Below are 15,786 nucleotides of genomic sequence, written 5' to 3'. Positions count from 1 at the left end.
GGTGTTGGCCCAATCCTATGGGGCCGGTGGCTCTGCCCGTGAAACGGTTTGCCCCCGGAGGGGCCGGGTCACTGCACGACCTGGCCGGAGGGCTGGTCCAGATCGACGGGTTCGGCCATGTCGGCGGGGCGCCGCCAGCCGTGCTCGCCGCGGGCGAGGAGCCAGGCGGTGGCCTCCACGGGGGGCATGGCGGCGGCGACGAGCCAGCCCTGGACGGCGTCGCAGCCCAGGTCACGGAGGCGTTCCCAGGTCTCGTCGTCCTCGACGCCCTCGGCGACCACGAGGAGGCCGAGCGAGTGGGCGAGGTCGACGGTGCAGCGGACGATCTCGGCGTCCTCGGTGTCGACGGCGAGCCGGGCGACGAAGGAGCGGTCGATCTTCAGTTCGCTGACGGGCAGCCGCCGCAGGTGGACGAGGGAGGAGTAGCCGGTGCCGAAGTCGTCGAGGGACATCTTGACGCCGTGGCCGGTGAGGCCGTTGAGCGTGTCGGCGGCCCGCTGCGGGTCCTCCAGGAGCACGTGCTCCGTTATCTCCAGCTGGAGCGCGCCGGCCGGGACGCCGTGGCGGGCGAGCCGGGCGGCGACGGCGCCGGCGAAGCCGGGGGTGTGGACGTCGCGCGGCGAGACGTTCACGGCGACCGGGACGTTGAGCCCCTGGGCGCGCCAGCGGGCGACCTGGGCGAGCGCGGTCTCCAGGACGTACTCGGTGAGGTGCGGCATCAGGCCGGAGGACTCGGCGATGGCGATGAACTCGTCCGGCGGGACCTTGCCGCGCTCGGGGTGGACCCAGCGGACGAGGGCTTCGAGGCCGGCGACCTGGCCGTCGAAGCGGACCTTGGGCTGGTAGTGGAGTTCGACCTCGCCGGCGTCGAGGGCGCGGCGGAGGTCGCCGAGCAGGCCGAGCCGGTCGGGGGTGTTGGAGTCGCGCTTGGACTCGTAGACCTCGACGCCGGTGCGGTCGCGCTTGGCCTGGTACATGGCGACGTCGGCGCGGCGGAGCAGGCCTTCGGCGTCGAGGGCGTGGTCGGGGAAGACGGCGACGCCGGCGCTGGCCTCCAGGACGAGGGTGAGGCCGTCGAGGTCGAGCGGGGAGGAGAGCTCGGCGACGAGGTGGCGGGCGACCCGCTGGGCGCTGGTGGTGGAGTCGGCGGTGGGCAGCAGGACGGCGAACTCGTCGCCGCCGAGTCGGGCGGCCTCGGCGCCGCGGGGCAGCGCGAGGCGGAGCCGTTCGGCGATCTGGAGGAGCAGCCGGTCGCCGGCGAGGTGGCCGAGGGTGTCGTTGACCGACCGGAAGCGGTCGAGGTCGATGAGGACGAGGGCGGCGCGGGCGCCTTCGCCTTCGGCCTCCTCCAGGGCGGTCCAGGCCCGCTCCAGGAGCCACTGGCGGTTGGGGAGCCCGGTGAGCGGGTCGCGGAGCTGTTCCTCGGCGCGGGCCCGGGCGATCCAGAGGGTGGAGTCGAGGGCGATGAGGGGGACGGCGAAGAGCGGCAGCAGGACGGGCCGGGTGGCGGCGACGACGCAGATCAGCGGGGCGATGCCGAGCAGGGCGACGGCGACGAGGCCCTGTCGCAGGAGGGCGCTGCGGGCGGCGGTGGGCAGGCCCCGGCCCAGCGGGGCGAGGGTGTACCACAGGAGGAGCCGGGTCACCACGAGGTAGGTGCCGGCGGCGAGGACGACTTCCGGGAGGTCCCCGATCGTCCAGTCGAGGGGCTGCCAGGGTTCCGCGACGGTCGGTACGTCTCCGAAGAGGCCGAGGACGAGGGCGGCGGCGGCCACGCCGAGGACGTCGGCGGCGCCGTGCAGCACGCCCTGGCGCCAGCGGTGCCGGCGGGCGGCTCCGACGAGGGCGACGACGGTCAGCGAGACGAGGCCGGCGGGCACCCAGCCGTAGAGCAGGAGGACGGCGAGGGTGAGGGCGGCGCCGGAGCCGGTGCCGCCCCACCAGCGGTCGCGGCCGAGGGCGACCAGGTGGCCGACGATCAGTCCGGCGAGGACGGCGAGGGACCAGCCGGTGACCCCGCCGGGGAAGAGTCCGTGGCCGGTGCTCAGGGCTTGCTGGAGCCCGGCGACGAGTACGACGGCGGCGATGACCACCACGGCTGCGGGCAGCCGGGAGGTGAAGCCCGGGGTGACCGCACGGCCTTGTGGCCGTGGGACCGGGGCGGCGCTCTCGGTCGGTTCCATTCCCGTCCCTCTCACAGGCGGCGGTGCCGTCGGGTGTGCGCGGGGCCGCGGTGGCGCGGCCGTCCGTCGTCCGGTCGGCGCGCGGCGGGGCAGAGCCCCCGGGCGGCCGTGCGGGACGAGACGCACGGTCACCACCCTAGGCCGCCGAGGGCTCCGACGGGCAGCGCTCTCCTTCTCTTGCCCGAATGCGACCCGGCCACCCGTAACGATCTGGTATGCGCCGAACGGGTGGCCTTCCGCGGGGTGGCTGACGGTTACCCGGGGACCGGGACCGCGGCCTCCCGAGCCGCCTCGGGCCCCTGTTCGAGCAGGACGGAGAAGCCTTCCTCGTCCAGAACCGGAACCTTCAGCTGCATCGCCTTGTCGTACTTCGAACCAGGGTTTTCACCGACCACCACGAAGTCGGTCTTCTTCGAAACGGAACCGGTCACCTTCGCTCCGAGGCCCTGGAGGGACTCTTTTGCGCCATCCCTGGTGAACCGCTGCAGGGTGCCGGTCACCACGACCGTCAGCCCCTCCAGCGGACGCGGTCCCTCGTCCTCGCCGGCGCCCTCGTCCTCCAGGGTGACCCCGGCGGCGCGCCACTTGCGCACGATCTCGCGGTGCCATTCCTCGGAGAACCACTGCTTCACGGCGGCCGCGATGATCCCGCCGACGCCGTCGACGGCCGCCAGCTCCTCCTCGCTCGCCTGCTCGATCCGCTCGAGGGAGCGGAACTCGCGGGCCAGCGCCTCGGCCGCGACCGGCCCCACGTGCCGGATCGACAGGCCGTTGATGAACCGCGCCAGCGGCCGGGTCTTGGCCGCCGCGATGTTCTCCAGCATCGACAGGGCGTTCTTCTTCGGCTCGCCCTTCTGGTTGGCGAAGACCGTGACGATCTTCTCCTCGCCGGTCTTCGGGTCGCGCTTGGGCAACCCGCTGTCCGCGTCGAGGACGTACGCCTTGATCGGCAGCAGCTGCTCGATGGTGAGGTCGAAGAGGTCGCCCTCGTCCACCAGCGGCGGCTCGGCCGGCTCCAGCGGGCGGGTGAGCGCCGCCGCGGCGACCGCGCCGAAGTTCTCGATGTCCAGGCACTGGCGCCCGGCGAGGAAGAAGAGACGCTCACGCAGCTGGGCCGGGCAGGTCCGGGCGTTCGGGCAGCGGAGGTCGATGTCGCCCTCCTTCATCGGCTTCAGCGGCGTGTCGCACTCCGGGCACGTCGCCGGCATCACGAACTCCCGCTCGGTGCCGTCCCGCAGGTCGGCGACCGGGCCGAGGATCTCCGGAATGACGTCGCCGGCCTTGCGCAGCACGACCGTGTCACCGATCAGCACGCCCTTGGCCTTCACCACCTCCTGGTTGTGGAGGGTGGCGAACTCGACCTCGGAGCCGGCGACCGTGACCGGCTCCACCTGCGCGTACGGCGTGACGCGGCCGGTGCGGCCGACGCCGACCTTGATGTCGACCAGCTTGGTGTTGACCTCTTCCGGCGCGTACTTCCAGGCGATCGCCCAGCGCGGCGCGCGGGCCGTGGAGCCGAGCCGGCCCTGGAGCGCGATCTCGTCGAGCTTGACGACGACGCCGTCGATCTCGTGCTCCACCGAGTGACGGTTCTCGCCGAAGTACGCGATGAACTCGCGCACGCCGTCGAGCGAGTCGACCACCTTGTTGTGCCGGGCGGTCGGCAGGCCCCACTCGTGCAGCAGCCCGTACGTCTCCGAGAGCCGCGTGATGTCGAAGCCCTCGCGGGCGCCGATGCCGTGCACCACCATGTGCAGCGGGCGGGAGGCGGTGACCTTGGGGTCCTTCTGACGGAGCGAACCCGCCGCCGCGTTGCGCGGATTGGCGAAGGGCTTGTCGCCGGCCTCCACCAGGCGGGCGTTGAGCGCCTCGAAGGCCTCCATCGGGAAGTAGACCTCGCCGCGGATCTCCACGAGCTCGGGGATCCGCTCCCCGCGCAGCCGGTCCGGGATGTCGGCGATCGTCCGCACGTTGGGCGTGATGTCCTCGCCGGTGCGGCCGTCGCCGCGGGTGGCGGCCCGGGTCAGCCGCCCGTGCTCGTACGTGAGGTTGACCGCGAGGCCGTCGACCTTCAGCTCGCACAGGTAGTGGAAGTCGGGGGTCCCGACGTCTCGTCCGACCCGCTCGGCCCAGGTGGCCAGCTCCTCGTCGTCGAAGGCGTTGTCCAGGGAGAGCATGCGCTCCCTGTGCTCGACGGAGGTGAACTCCGTCTCGTACTGCCCCGCGACCTTCTGCGTCGGCGAATCCGGCGTGCGCAGCTCCGGATACTCCTCCTCCAGCGCTTCGAGCGCCCGCAGGAGCTTGTCGAACTCGCCGTCGCTGATGACCGGCTGGTCCTTCACGTAGTACCGGAAGCGGTGCTCCTCGACCTGCTCGGCGAGGTCGGCGTGCTTCTCCCGTGCCTCGGCGGGCAGGGCCCCCTGTTCGACTGCCACCTTCGTCCGTCCTCCCGTACCTCGAAACCCGGTCACTCTGGGTTGTCCGCGAGCGATCTCGCCGCCCTGGCGCAGTGGGCGAGCGCCGCCCGGGCGTACGCGGGCGACGCGCCCGCGAGCCCGCACGTCGGGGTGACGACCACGGACTCGGCGAGAGTCCCCGGATTCAGCCCCAGCCTGCGCCACAGCGTCCTGACACCCATGACGCTACCGCCCGGGTCCGACAATGCCGTGTCGGTGGACGGCACCACACCGGCGAACAGCTTCGTGCCGGCCTCCACCGCCTCGCCGATCGGCTCCTCGTCACGTTCGGTGAGCAGCCCGAAGTCGAACGACACCCCGGCCACCCCCGCCCTCCGCAACAGCCCGAACGGCACGTCGGGCGCGCAGGAATGGACGACGACGGGCCCGTCGTGGACCGCGATCACGTCCCGCAGCGCGCTCTCGACGACCTGCCGGTCGACGGCCCGGTACGTCCGGTACCGGCTGGCGGTACGGACCTGGCCGCGCAGCACCGCCGTCAGCGACGGCTCGTCCAGCTGCAGCACGAGGCGCGCCCCGGGGACCCGCTTGGCCAGCTCGGCGAGGTGACCGCGGAGCCCCTCGGCGAGCGAGCCGACGAGGTCACGGCAGGCGCCCGCGTCGGCGAGCGCCGCCTCTCCCCCGCGCAGCTCAAGGGCGGCCGCGAGCGTCCACGGGCCGACCGCCTGGACCTTGAGCGGCCCCTCGTACCCCTGGGTGAACTCCTCCAGGGCGTCGAGGTCCTCTCCGAGCCAGGAGCGGGCGCGCTTGGTGTCGCGGCCCGGGCGGTCGCTGATCCGCCAGCCGCTCGGCTCCACGTGCGCGTACAGCTCGACCAGCATCCCGATCGTCCGCCCGATCATGTCGGCGCCGGGCCCCCGCGCGGGCAGCTCCGCCAGGAACGGGAAGTCCTCGAACGACCCGGTGACCGTCTTGGCCGCCTCGCGCGCGTCGCCGCCGGGCATGGACCCGACGCCGGTCGCCGGGCCCCAGAGCTTGATGTCGTCGGCCACGGTCAGCGTCCCGGGCGGACGGTGAGGTCGTTGATCTCGGCGTCGCGCGGAAGGTCGATCGCCGTCAGGATCGCCGTCGCGACCGACTCGGGGTCGATCCACTTCGAGGCGTCGTACTCCTTGCCCTCCTGCTGGTGCACCTTCGCCTGCATGGGGCTCGCGGTCCGGCCCGGGTACACCGAGGTCACCCGGACCCCGTTGGCGTGCTCCTCGTGGCGCAGGGAGTCGGCGAGGGCCTTCAGGCCGTGCTTGGAGGCGGCGTACGCGCTCCACTCGGCGTGCGCGTTGAGCCCGGCGCCGGAGTTCACGAAGACGACGTGCCCCTTCGACAGGCGCAGTTGGGGCAGGAGGTGCCGGGTCAGCTCGGCCGGCGCGATCAGGTTCACGTTCAGCTGCGCGTGCCAGGTCTTAGGGGTGAGCTCGCCGACCGGGCCGAGGTCGACGATGCCCGCGATGTGCAGCAGGCTGTCGACCCGCTCGGGCAGGCTCTGGTGCGAGAAGGCCCAGGAGAGCCGGTCCGGGTCGGCCAGGTCGCCGACGAGCGTCCGCGCCCCGGGGAACCGGGCCGCGAGCTCCTTGGCGCGGCCGGCGTCGCGCGCGTGCAGCACGAGGTCGTCCCCGCGCGCGTGGAGGCGGCGCGCGACGGCCGCGCCGATGCCGGAACCGGCTCCGGTGATCACATGAGTACCCATGGGCACCATGCTCGCATCAGCGGAGGCCGACACCCGCCTCCAGGTGGGCGAGGGCGCCGGGGCCGTCCTCGGCGAAGACGACGAGGTCGGCGAGGGGCAGCGGCAGGAAGCCCTCGTCCTCCATGCGCTGGAGCTGGGTCCTGAGTCCGTCGTAGAAGCCCGCCGTGTTGAGCAGGACGACCGGCTTGGTGTGCTTGCCGTGCTTCCTGAGCTCCAGGACCTCGGTGGCCTCGTCGAGGGTGCCGGTCCCGCCGACCATGACGACGATCGCGTCGGACTTGGCGAGCAGGAGCGCCTTGCGCTGGGCCAGGTCGTCGGCGATGACCATCTCGTCGGCGCCGGGGCGGGCCTTGTGGGCGAGGAAGTCGACGGAGACGCCGACGAGACGGCCGCCCGCCTCCTGGACGCCGTCCGCCACGACCTTCATCAGGCCGGTGTCGGAGCCGCCCCACACGAGGGTGTGGCCGGCCTTGCCGAGCAGGGCGGCGAACTCGCGCGCCGGGCCCGTGTAGCGCTCGTCGAGGTCGGCCGCGGAGAGGAAGACGCAGATGTTCATGGGCTCCACCGTAGGCGGTCGCGGAAAAAGTCCGCCGGGCGGCGATGAGTTCTCGCGACGGCCCCGGTCTGCCCTGCCATGGACGAGGTGAGCAGGGGTCGGGTCGTGTCGCGGGACGGCACGGAGATCGCGTACGAGAGGTACGGGCACGGCGGAGGCACGGACGGGCGTCCGCTCGTGCTGGTGGGCGGGCCGCCCGGCACGGGCGGGAGCGGGCGGGCGCTCGCCGGGCTGCTCGCCCGGCGCTTCCCCGTCCTCACGTACGAGCGGCGCGGGCCGGCCGCCGTCGAGCGCGAGATCGAGGACCTGGCCGCCGTCCTGGAGGCCGCGGGGCCCGGTGCGGCCGTGCACGGCACCGAGACGGGCGGCGCGCTGGCCCTGGCGGGCGCGGCCGCCGGGCTCCCGGTCGGCGCGGTGTCGGTGTACGAGCCCGAGCCGCTCGCGGACGCGCTCGTCACCTCGGTCCACGCGCGCGTGCTCGTCGTCGACGGTGGCGCGAGCCCCGCCGCGACCCGCCACGCGGCCCGCGCCCTGACGGCCGCCCTCCCCCGCGCCCGGCACCGTACGCTCACGGGCCAGACGCACGAGGTGGCCCCGCACGTGCTCGCTCCGGTCCTGGAGGAGTTCCTCCGGGAGCTCCCGGAGGACCAGGGCGTCTAGGCGGTGGTGGCCGTCGGGGTGCGGCGTACGGTCGCGGCGATGGTCGCCGAGCCCACCACGCGGGTGCCGTCGTAGAGGACGATGGCCTGGCCGGGGGCGACGCCGCGGACGGGGGCGTCGAAGGTGACCTTGAGTTCGCCGTCCTCCATGAGGGCGTCGACCGGGGTCTCGTCGCCGTGGGCGCGGAGCTGGGCGGTGTAGCGGCCGGGGCCGGCGGGGGCGGTGCCGCACCAGCGGGGCTTGATGGCGGTGAGGGCGGTGACGTCGAGGGCCTCGGCGGGGCCGACCGTGACGGTGTTGTTCACGGGCGAGATGTCGAGGACGTACCGGGGCTTGCCGTCGGCGGCCGGGTGGCCGATGCGCAGGCCCTTGCGCTGGCCGATGGTGAAGCCGTACGCGCCCTCGTGGCTGCCGATCTTCGTGCCCGACTCGTCGACGATGTCGCCCTCCGCCTTGCCGAGGCGGGAGGCGAGGAAGCCCTGGGTGTCGCCGTCGGCGATGAAGCAGATGTCGTGGCTGTCGGGCTTCTTCGCGACCGCGAGCCCGCGCCGCTCGGCCTCCGCCCGGATCTCGTCCTTGGTGGTGAGGGTGTCGCCCAGCGGGAACATCGCGTGCGCCAGCTGCTTCTCGTCGAGCACCCCGAGGACGTACGACTGGTCCTTGGCCATGTCCGAGGCGCGGTGCAGCTCGCGGGTGCCGTCGTCGTTGAGGACGACGGTGGCGTAGTGGCCGGTGCAGACGGCGTCGAAGCCCAGCGCGAGCGCCTTGTCGAGCAGCGCCGCGAACTTGATCTTCTCGTTGCAGCGCAGGCAGGGGTTGGGCGTGCGGCCGGCCTCGTACTCCGCGACGAAGTCGTCGACGACGTCCTCGCGGAAACGTTCGGCCAGGTCCCACACGTAGAACGGGATGCCGATCACGTCGGCCGCCCGGCGCGCGTCGCGCGAGTCCTCGATCGTGCAGCAGCCGCGGGCTCCGGTGCGGAAGGACTGCGGGTTCGCGGAGAGGGCGAGGTGCACGCCGGTGACGTCGTGGCCCGCCTCTGCGGCACGGGCGGCGGCGACGGCGGAGTCCACTCCGCCCGACATGGCGGCGAGGACGCGAAGGGGGCGCGGGGGCGGAGTCTGAGTCATAGCCCTACCAGGGTACGGGGCGCCGGGAACCACGGGCGCGTGAGTAAGCGTTCTCGGTGGCATGGGGAGCAAGGACACAGGGCCGGACGCGTCCGGCAAGCGGGTGGGACGACGGGCCGTGCTGCTCGGCGGCGGCGCCACCGTCATCGGCGTCGCCGCCCTCGCCCGCGACGACCTCGCGCGCTTCTGGTGGCGGCTGCCCGGCATGGAGAAGAAGCGGGTCGAGGGCGAGCTCGACCACAAGGGCGCCGAATGGACGGCGGCCGCCCGCGCCAACTGGCGCCGTGCCGACCGCCCCGACGACTACCGCGTCGACCGTGTCGTCATCCACGTCGTCCAGGGCAGCTACTCCGGCGCCCTCAAGGTCTTCAAGAACCCCGCGCACGGCGCCGCGACCCACTACGTCGTCCGCAAGGACGGCCACGTCGCCCAGATGATCCGCGAGCTCGACGTCGCCTTCCACGCCGGCAACCGCGACATGAACGAGCGCAGCATCGGCATCGAGCACGAGGGCTTCGTCGACCGCCCCCAGGACTTCACCCCCGCCATGTACGCGGGCTCCGCCCGGCTCACCGCCGACATATGCGCCCGCCACCGCATACCCGTCGACCGCGAGCACATCATCGGTCACGTCGAGGTCGAGGGCACCGACCACACCGATCCGGGGCCGCACTGGGACTGGGACCGGTACATGAAGCTGGTGCGGGAGGCGGCCGGGAAGGCCGCGTGAGGGGCGGGCGTCAGGTGAGGCCGGCGGTCCTCGCGCGTTCCACCGCGGGGCCGATCGCCTCGGCCACCGCGGCCACGTCCTCCTTCGTGGAGGTGTGACCGAGCGAGAAGCGCAGGGTGCCGCGGGCGAGGTCCGGGTCGGTGCCGGTGGCGAGGAGGACATGGCTGGGCTGGGCGATGCCCGCGGTGCAGGCCGAGCCCGTCGAGCAGGCGATGCCGGCCGCGTCGAGCAGCAGGAGCAGGGAGTCGCCCTCGCAGCCGGGGAAGGTGAAGTGGGCGTTCGCGGGAAGCCGCTCGACCGGGTCGCCGCCGAGGATCGCGTCCGGCACGACCGCACGCACGGCCGCCACCAGCTCGTCCCGCAGCGCGCCGACCTCACGGGCGAACTCCGCCCGCCGCTCGGTGGCGAGCCCGGCCGCCACCGCGAACGCCGCGACCGCCGGCACGTCGAGCGTGCCCGAGCGCACGTGCCGCTCCTGGCCTCCGCCGTGCAGGACGGGTACGGGGCTGTGGTCACGGCCCAGGAGCAGCGCCCCGATCCCGTAAGGGCCGCCGATCTTGTGCCCCGACACCGTCATCGCGGCCAGTCCCGAGGCCGCGAAGTCGACCGGGACCTGGCCGACGGCCTGCACGGCGTCCGCGTGCAGCGGAACGCCGAACTCGGCGGCCACGTCGGCGAGTTCACGGACCGGCATGACCGTGCCGATCTCGTTGTTGGCCCACATGACCGTCGCCAGGGCCACCGAGTCGGGATCGCGCGCGATCGCCTCGCGCAGGGCGTCCGGGTGCACCCGGCCGTGCCGGTCGACCGGCAGGTACTCGACGTCGGCGCCCTCGTGCGTCGCGAGCCAGTCGACGGCGTCGAGCACGGCGTGGTGCTCCACCGGGCTGGCGAGGACGCGGGTACGCCGGGCGTCCGCCGCCCTCCGCGACCAGTACAGGCCCTTCACGGCGAGGTTGTCCGCCTCGGTGCCGCCCGAGGTGAACACCACCTCGCTCGGCCGCGCCCCGAGGGCCGCCGCGAGCATCTCCCGCCCTTCCTCGACGGTCCGCCTGGCCCGTCGGCCGGGGGCGTGCAGAGACGAGGCGTTGCCCGTGACGGCGAGCTGGGCGGTCATCGCCTCGATCGCCTCGGGCAGCATCGGCGTGGTCGCGGCGTGGTCGAGGTAAGCCATGGTGCGTTGATTCTACGAGCCCCCGCACCCGCCTCCCGCGCGCGGCCCTCGCCCGGCGGGGCTCCGGGTCAGGAGCGGGGGGCCCGGGCCAGCTGGCGGGACTGGGCCACGAGGCGGCCGGCGGTGTCCCAGACCTCGGCGTCCTCTTCGAGGAAGCCGCCGGCGAGGTTGCGGGTGGTGATGGAGACGCGGAGGGGGCCGGGGGCGGGGCGGCAGCGGATGTGGGTGGTGAGCTCGACGGTGGGGGTCCAGCCCGTGAGGCCCAGCTCGAAGGAGGTGGGCGGGAGGGCGTCGACCGTCAGGAGCAGGGACAGCGCGTCGGGCTCGCGGCCGTCCGCCAGGCCGAACCAGGCCCGCATCTCGCCCTTGCCGGACGGCGCGCCGACCGCCCAGCCCACGCAGGACGGGTCGAGCCGCAGGTCGAGGCGGTCCGCGATGGCCGAGGATCCGGGGATCCGCGGGGCCGGGTTGTCCGCCGCGCTGAAGCAGTTCTCGATCGCCGCCATCGCCGGAGGGGTCGCCGTGGTGCGGACGTCGTCCGGGAGGGCGCCGAGGTCTCCGTACGAGGCGAGGACGCGGATGCGCTCCACCTCGGTGCCGTCCTCGGCGTACTGGAAGAGCGAGGCCTGCCCGGTCGAGAGCGACCGGCCGGTGCGGACCGTCTCCGTGCGGATCACCGCGGGACCCGGCACGGACGGCGTCAGGTAGTGCGCCGAGATCGTGAACGGGTCCGGGTGCGGGAGGTGGTCGCCGAGGGCGCGGCCGAGCAGGGCGAGGAGGTAGCCGCCGTTGACGGCGTGGATGATCGTCCAGCCGGCGGAGAGGTCGGCGTCGTAGACGCCGGGCTCCCGGAGGACGACGGCGGTGTCGCGGTCGAACTCGCTCGTCGCGGTCGCGGCGGCGGGCGCCTCGGGGTTCGCTTCGATGCTCGCTTCGGTGCTCGTGCTCATGGAATCGACGGTACCGCAGGTAATTACTGAGCGGTAGCTTTTTCTGGTTCCTCGCGGGCGGACGAACGGCGGTTCCAGGCGCGCGGCGCGCGCCAGTGGTAGCGCATCGCCAGGAGGCGGAGCGCGAAGGCCGTGAGGACGGCGGTGCCGCTGGTGAAGGCGTTCAGCATGTCGAAACGGATGCACAGCACCACCATCGTGGCGCCCACGATCGCCGGCACCGCGTACAGGTCCCGGTCCCAGCGGAGCAGCGACGGCACCTCGTTCGCCAGCACGTCACGCAGCACACCGCCGCCGACGGCCGTCGCCAGGCCGAGCGCCGCGGAGGACGTCAGGCCGAGCCCGTAGTCGTACGCCTTCGTCGTACCGGTCACGCAGAAGAGGCCGAGGCCCGCCGCGTCGAAGACGTTCACCGCGGTCTGCGTGCGTTCGACCTCCGGGTGCAGGAAGAACACCAGGACCGTCGCGATCAACGGCATCAGGAAGTACCCCAGATCCGTGAACGCGGCCGGTGGCACCGCGCCGATGATCAGGTCCCGGAACAGACCGCCGCCGAGGGCGGTGACCTCCGCGAGGACGGCGATGCCGAAGACGTCGAAGTTCTTGCGGACCGCGAGCAGGGCGCCGGAGATGGCGAAGACGAAGATGCCGATGAGGTCCAGGGCGTGCTGGACGTCAGGGCTGAACAGATCGTGGAGCACGCGCCCATTGTCCCGGTTGTCCCACCCGGGCACGCCAGAGGCCCCCGACGCCGTGGGGCAGCGGGGGCCTCAGGGGGTTTACGCCTTGGGCGTGTCGTCCTCGGCGGCGGCCTCGGAGACGGCTGCCTCGGGCTCGGCGGCCGCAGCCTCCGGCTCGGAGGCGGCTGCCTCGGGCTCGGCGGCCGCGACCTCGGGCTCGGAGGCGGTTGCCTCGGGCTCGGGGTCGGACTCGGTCGCCACCGGCTCCGGGGCGGGCTCGGAGGCCGGAGCCTTCGTGATCGTCACGTCCACGGACTCCCGGGCCGCGGGGATCGTGGCGCCGGAGGCGTTCTCCGGGTGGTGGCAGGCGACGCGCTGGCCGGGGCGGAGCTCGACGAGCGGGGGCTCCTGGGTGCGGCAGAGGTCGGTGGCCTTCCAGCAGCGGGTGTGGAAACGGCAGCCGGGGGGCGGGGCGATCGGCGAAGGGACGTCGCCGGTGAGGAGGATGCGCTCGTTCTTGGCGCCGCGGCGGCGGGGGTCCGGGATGGGGACCGCCGACAGGAGGGCGCGGGTGTACGGGTGCATCGGGTTCTCGTACAGCGACTTGCGGTCCGCGAGCTCGACGATCTTGCCGAGGTACATGACGGCGATGCGGTCCGAGACGTGCCGGATGACCGAGAGGTCGTGGGCGATGATCACGTACGTGAGGCCGAGCTCCTGCTGGAGGTCGTCCAGGAGGTTGACCACCTGCGCCTGGATGGAGACGTCCAGGGCGGAGACGGGCTCGTCCGCGATGACGAGCTTCGGCTTGAGGGCGAGCGCGCGGGCGATGCCGATGCGCTGGCGCTGGCCGCCGGAGAACTCGTGCGGGTAGCGGTTGTAGTGCTCGGGGTTGAGGCCCACCAGGCCGAGCAGCCGCTGGACCTCCTTCTTCACGCCGCCCTCGGGCTCGACGCCCTGGAGCTTGAAGGGCGCGGAGACGATCGAGCCGACCGTGTGGCGCGGGTTCAGCGAGCCGTACGGGTCCTGGAAGATCATCTGGATGTCCCGGCGGAACGGCCGCATGCCCGCGACGCCGAGGTGGGAGATGTCCTTGCCCTGGAACTCGACGGTGCCGTCGGTGGGTTCGAGGAGACGGGTGATCAGCCGGCCCATCGTGGACTTGCCGCAGCCGGACTCGCCGACGACGCCGAGGGTCTCACCGGGGTAGACCTCGAAGTCGAGCCCGTCGACCGCCTTGACCGCACCGGTCTGGCGCTGGAGAAGCCCCTTCCTGATGGGGAAGTGCTTCTTCAGGCCGCTGACCCTGAGCAGGGGTTCCGTAGTGTCGCTCACAGTTTCGGCGCAATCTCTTCGGTCCAGATGCGGGTGCGCTCCTCCTGCGGCATGTGGCAGGCCGAGTAGTGGCGCTCTCCGGCCAGGGCCAGCTCGGGCCGCTGGGTGCGGGTGATGCCGCCCTTGGGGACGTCCGCGTACGGGCAGCGGGGGTTGAAGGCGCAGCCGCTCGGGATGTTGATGAGGCTGGGCGGGTTGCCCTTGACCGGAATGAGCCGGTCGGTCTGGTCGCGGTCGATCCTCGGCATCGAGCCGAGCAGGCCCCAGGTGTAGGGGTGCTGCGGCTCGTAGAAGACGGACTCGGCCGGGCCGCGCTCGACGCAGCGCCCGCCGTACATCACGAGGATGTCGTCGGCGAGCTCGGCGACGACGCCGAGGTCGTGGGTGATGATGACGACCGCGGAGCCGAACTCCTTCTGGAGGTCCCGCATCAGGTCCAGGATCTGGGCCTGGACCGTCACGTCGAGCGCCGTGGTGGGCTCGTCGGCGATGAGCAGCTCGGGGTTGTTGACGAGCGCCATGGCGATCATGGCGCGCTGGCGCATGCCGCCGGAGAACTCGTGCGGGTAGTTGTCGAACCGCTTGGCGGGCTCGGGGATGCCGACCCGGTCGAGGAGTTCGACGGCCCGGCGGCGCGCGGTCTTCTTGTCCACCTTGTGGTGGACGCGGTACGCCTCCACGATCTGGTGGCCGACCGTGTAGTACGGGTGCATCGCGGACAGCGGGTCCTGGAAGATCATCGCCATCTCGCGGCCGCGCATCCTGCGGACCTCTTCCGGGTCGCCGGAGAGGAGCTCGCGGCCGTTGAGCCAGATCTCGCCGGAGATCTTCGCCTTCTGGCGGCCGTACTGGCCGACCGTGTGGAGGCCCATGATGCCGAGCGAGGTGACCGACTTGCCGGAGCCGGACTCGCCGACGATGCCGAGGGTCTTGCCCTTCTCCAGCTGGAAGCTGAGGCCGTCGACCGACTTGACCAGACCGTCGTCGGTCGGGAAGTGGATCTTCAGGTCGCGCACGTCGAGGAAGGCGTCGGAGGGTGCGGAGCCGGTGGCGACGGCCTCGCCGACCGCCGCGCCCGTCTTCGTCAGCTTGTCCGTCATGCGAGCCTCACTCGGGGGTCGATCACCGCGTACAGCAGGTCCACCACGAGGTTCGCGATGACGACGCACGCGGCGGTGATGAGGGTGACGGCCAGGATCAGCGGCAGGTCGCGCTCGCTGACGCCCCGAATGGCCAGGGCGCCGAGGCCGTGGAGGCTGAACGCGGTCTCCGTCAGGATCGCGCCGCCGACGAGGGCGCCGAGGTCCATGCCGAAGATGGTCAGGATCGGGGTCATGGTGGAGCGCATCGCGTGCTTGCCGAGCACGACGGGCTCCGGCAGACCCTTGGCCCGGGCGGTGCGGATGTAGTCCTCGCCGAGGACCTCCAGCATGGTGGCGCGGGTGAGCCGCGCGTACATCGCCGCGTACAGGAAGGCGAGGGTGACCCAGGGCAACAGCAGGCCGCCGAACCAGCTGCCGAAGGAGTCGGAGATCGGCGTGTACGAGGCGTTGAGCCAGCCCAGCTGGGTGCGGAAGACGAGCATCGCCAGCATGGCGGTGAAGAAGATGGGGAGCGAGACGCCGGCCAGCGCGGTGATCATCGCCGCGCGGTCGATGATCGTGCCCCGCTTGAGCGCGGAGACCACGCCCGTGGAGACACCGAACACCAGCCACAGCACGGCGGCGCCGATGACCATGGAGAGGGTGACCGGGAAGGCCTCGACCAGCATCGACCAGACGTCCTGCTCACTGCGGAACGAGTAGCCGAAGCACGGCGCGGCACAGTGGATCGTGTCGCCGCCGCCGGTGTAGTCCCGGCCGACGAAGATGCCGGAGACGAAGTGCCAGAACTGCACCAGGAGCGGCTCGTCCAGGCCCAGCTTCTGCCGGACGGCCTCGATGGAAGCCGGATCCGCCTGCTTGCCGACGAACATCGCGGCAGGGTCGCTGCCGGTCATCTTGGGGATGAGGAAGAAGATGCTGAGCGTCACGAACGTGACGACGAGCAGCATCACGACGACTGCGAAGAGCCGTCGGACTATGTATGCAAGCATGCGGTCGGCCGGTCGGGGGGGGGGGGGGGGGGGGGGGGGGCCCCGGCCCCCCCCCCCCCCCCCCCCCCCCCTCCTTGCCCGGGGAGGGGGGGGGGGGAGGGGGGAGAAGGGGGGGGACGCTGGGAGAACCAA

Annotated in this window: 14 protein-coding genes; 2 read left to right on the top strand and 12 right to left on the bottom strand. The window is 72.7% G+C overall.

Annotated features, from left to right (window positions below; translation table 11 throughout):
- Nucleotides 1-68 precede the first annotated feature (68 nt).
- From ACZ7G1_RS11690 to ACZ7G1_RS11670, 5 genes are all read right to left on the bottom strand, one after another.
- Entirely contained in the window at nt 69-2,183 is a 2,115-nt protein-coding gene (locus ACZ7G1_RS11690) for a putative bifunctional diguanylate cyclase/phosphodiesterase (RefSeq protein WP_470872141.1), read from the bottom strand.
- Nucleotides 2,184-2,437: 254 nt separating this feature from the next.
- Nucleotides 2,438-4,618 (bottom strand): NAD-dependent DNA ligase LigA, encoded by a 2,181-nt coding sequence (ligA, locus tag ACZ7G1_RS11685; RefSeq protein ID WP_470872143.1) that lies wholly within the window; start codon nt 4,616-4,618, stop codon nt 2,438-2,440.
- Nucleotides 4,619-4,650: 32 nt separating this feature from the next.
- Nucleotides 4,651-5,652, bottom strand: coding sequence for a methionine synthase (locus tag ACZ7G1_RS11680; RefSeq protein ID WP_470872145.1), 1,002 nt, complete (start codon nt 5,650-5,652; stop codon nt 4,651-4,653).
- Between the two features lie 2 nt (nt 5,653-5,654).
- Nucleotides 5,655-6,353, bottom strand: coding sequence for an SDR family oxidoreductase (locus tag ACZ7G1_RS11675; RefSeq protein ID WP_470872147.1), 699 nt, complete (start codon nt 6,351-6,353; stop codon nt 5,655-5,657).
- Nucleotides 6,354-6,360: 7 nt separating this feature from the next.
- A complete protein-coding gene (locus ACZ7G1_RS11670; RefSeq protein WP_470872149.1) occupies nt 6,361-6,900 on the bottom strand; it encodes an LOG family protein in 540 nt (179 codons plus the stop codon).
- A gap of 78 nt (nt 6,901-6,978) precedes the next feature.
- Here ACZ7G1_RS11670 and ACZ7G1_RS11665 point away from each other — a divergent pair, with 78 nt between their 5' ends.
- Nucleotides 6,979-7,560 (top strand): alpha/beta fold hydrolase, encoded by a 582-nt coding sequence (locus tag ACZ7G1_RS11665; protein WP_470872151.1) that lies wholly within the window; start codon nt 6,979-6,981, stop codon nt 7,558-7,560.
- Here the strand turns inward: ACZ7G1_RS11665 and mnmA are convergent.
- Nucleotides 7,557-8,690: a tRNA 2-thiouridine(34) synthase MnmA gene (mnmA, locus tag ACZ7G1_RS11660; protein ID WP_470872152.1), complete on the bottom strand. Its 1,134-nt coding sequence runs from the start codon at nt 8,688-8,690 to the stop codon at nt 7,557-7,559. The genes ACZ7G1_RS11665 and mnmA overlap by 4 nt on opposite strands.
- A gap of 61 nt (nt 8,691-8,751) precedes the next feature.
- Between mnmA and ACZ7G1_RS11655 the strand changes: the two genes are divergently transcribed.
- Nucleotides 8,752-9,420 (top strand): N-acetylmuramoyl-L-alanine amidase, encoded by a 669-nt coding sequence (locus ACZ7G1_RS11655; RefSeq protein ID WP_470872154.1) that lies wholly within the window; start codon nt 8,752-8,754, stop codon nt 9,418-9,420.
- 10 nt (nt 9,421-9,430) lie between these two features.
- Here ACZ7G1_RS11655 and ACZ7G1_RS11650 read toward each other — a convergent pair whose 3' ends face one another.
- From ACZ7G1_RS11650 to ACZ7G1_RS11625, 6 genes are all read right to left on the bottom strand, one after another.
- The gene (locus ACZ7G1_RS11650; RefSeq protein ID WP_470872155.1) at nt 9,431-10,594 is read right to left on the bottom strand and encodes a cysteine desulfurase family protein; all 1,164 of its coding nucleotides are present in this window, start codon (nt 10,592-10,594) and stop codon (nt 9,431-9,433) included.
- A gap of 68 nt (nt 10,595-10,662) precedes the next feature.
- On the bottom strand, nt 10,663-11,544 hold the full coding sequence (locus ACZ7G1_RS11645) for a thioesterase family protein (RefSeq protein WP_470872156.1): 882 nt from the start codon (nt 11,542-11,544) through the stop codon (nt 10,663-10,665).
- Between the two features lie 23 nt (nt 11,545-11,567).
- Nucleotides 11,568-12,245, bottom strand: coding sequence for a trimeric intracellular cation channel family protein (locus tag ACZ7G1_RS11640; RefSeq protein ID WP_470872158.1), 678 nt, complete (start codon nt 12,243-12,245; stop codon nt 11,568-11,570).
- A gap of 78 nt (nt 12,246-12,323) precedes the next feature.
- On the bottom strand, nt 12,324-13,559 hold the full coding sequence (locus tag ACZ7G1_RS11635) for an ABC transporter ATP-binding protein (RefSeq protein ID WP_470872160.1): 1,236 nt from the start codon (nt 13,557-13,559) through the stop codon (nt 12,324-12,326).
- On the bottom strand, nt 13,556-14,659 hold the full coding sequence (locus ACZ7G1_RS11630) for an ABC transporter ATP-binding protein (protein WP_470872162.1): 1,104 nt from the start codon (nt 14,657-14,659) through the stop codon (nt 13,556-13,558). Before ACZ7G1_RS11630 ends, ACZ7G1_RS11635 begins: the two co-directional genes overlap by 4 nt.
- Nucleotides 14,656-15,654, bottom strand: coding sequence for an ABC transporter permease (locus tag ACZ7G1_RS11625; RefSeq protein ID WP_470872164.1), 999 nt, complete (start codon nt 15,652-15,654; stop codon nt 14,656-14,658). The genes ACZ7G1_RS11630 and ACZ7G1_RS11625 overlap by 4 nt, the downstream gene beginning before the upstream one ends.
- Nucleotides 15,655-15,786: the final 132 nt, after the last annotated feature.

This window comes from Streptomyces sp. NPDC037273, from assembly GCF_055603625.1.
The sequence above is the reverse complement of the archived record's forward strand: the minus strand, read 5'-3'. Positions and strand labels throughout refer to the sequence as shown.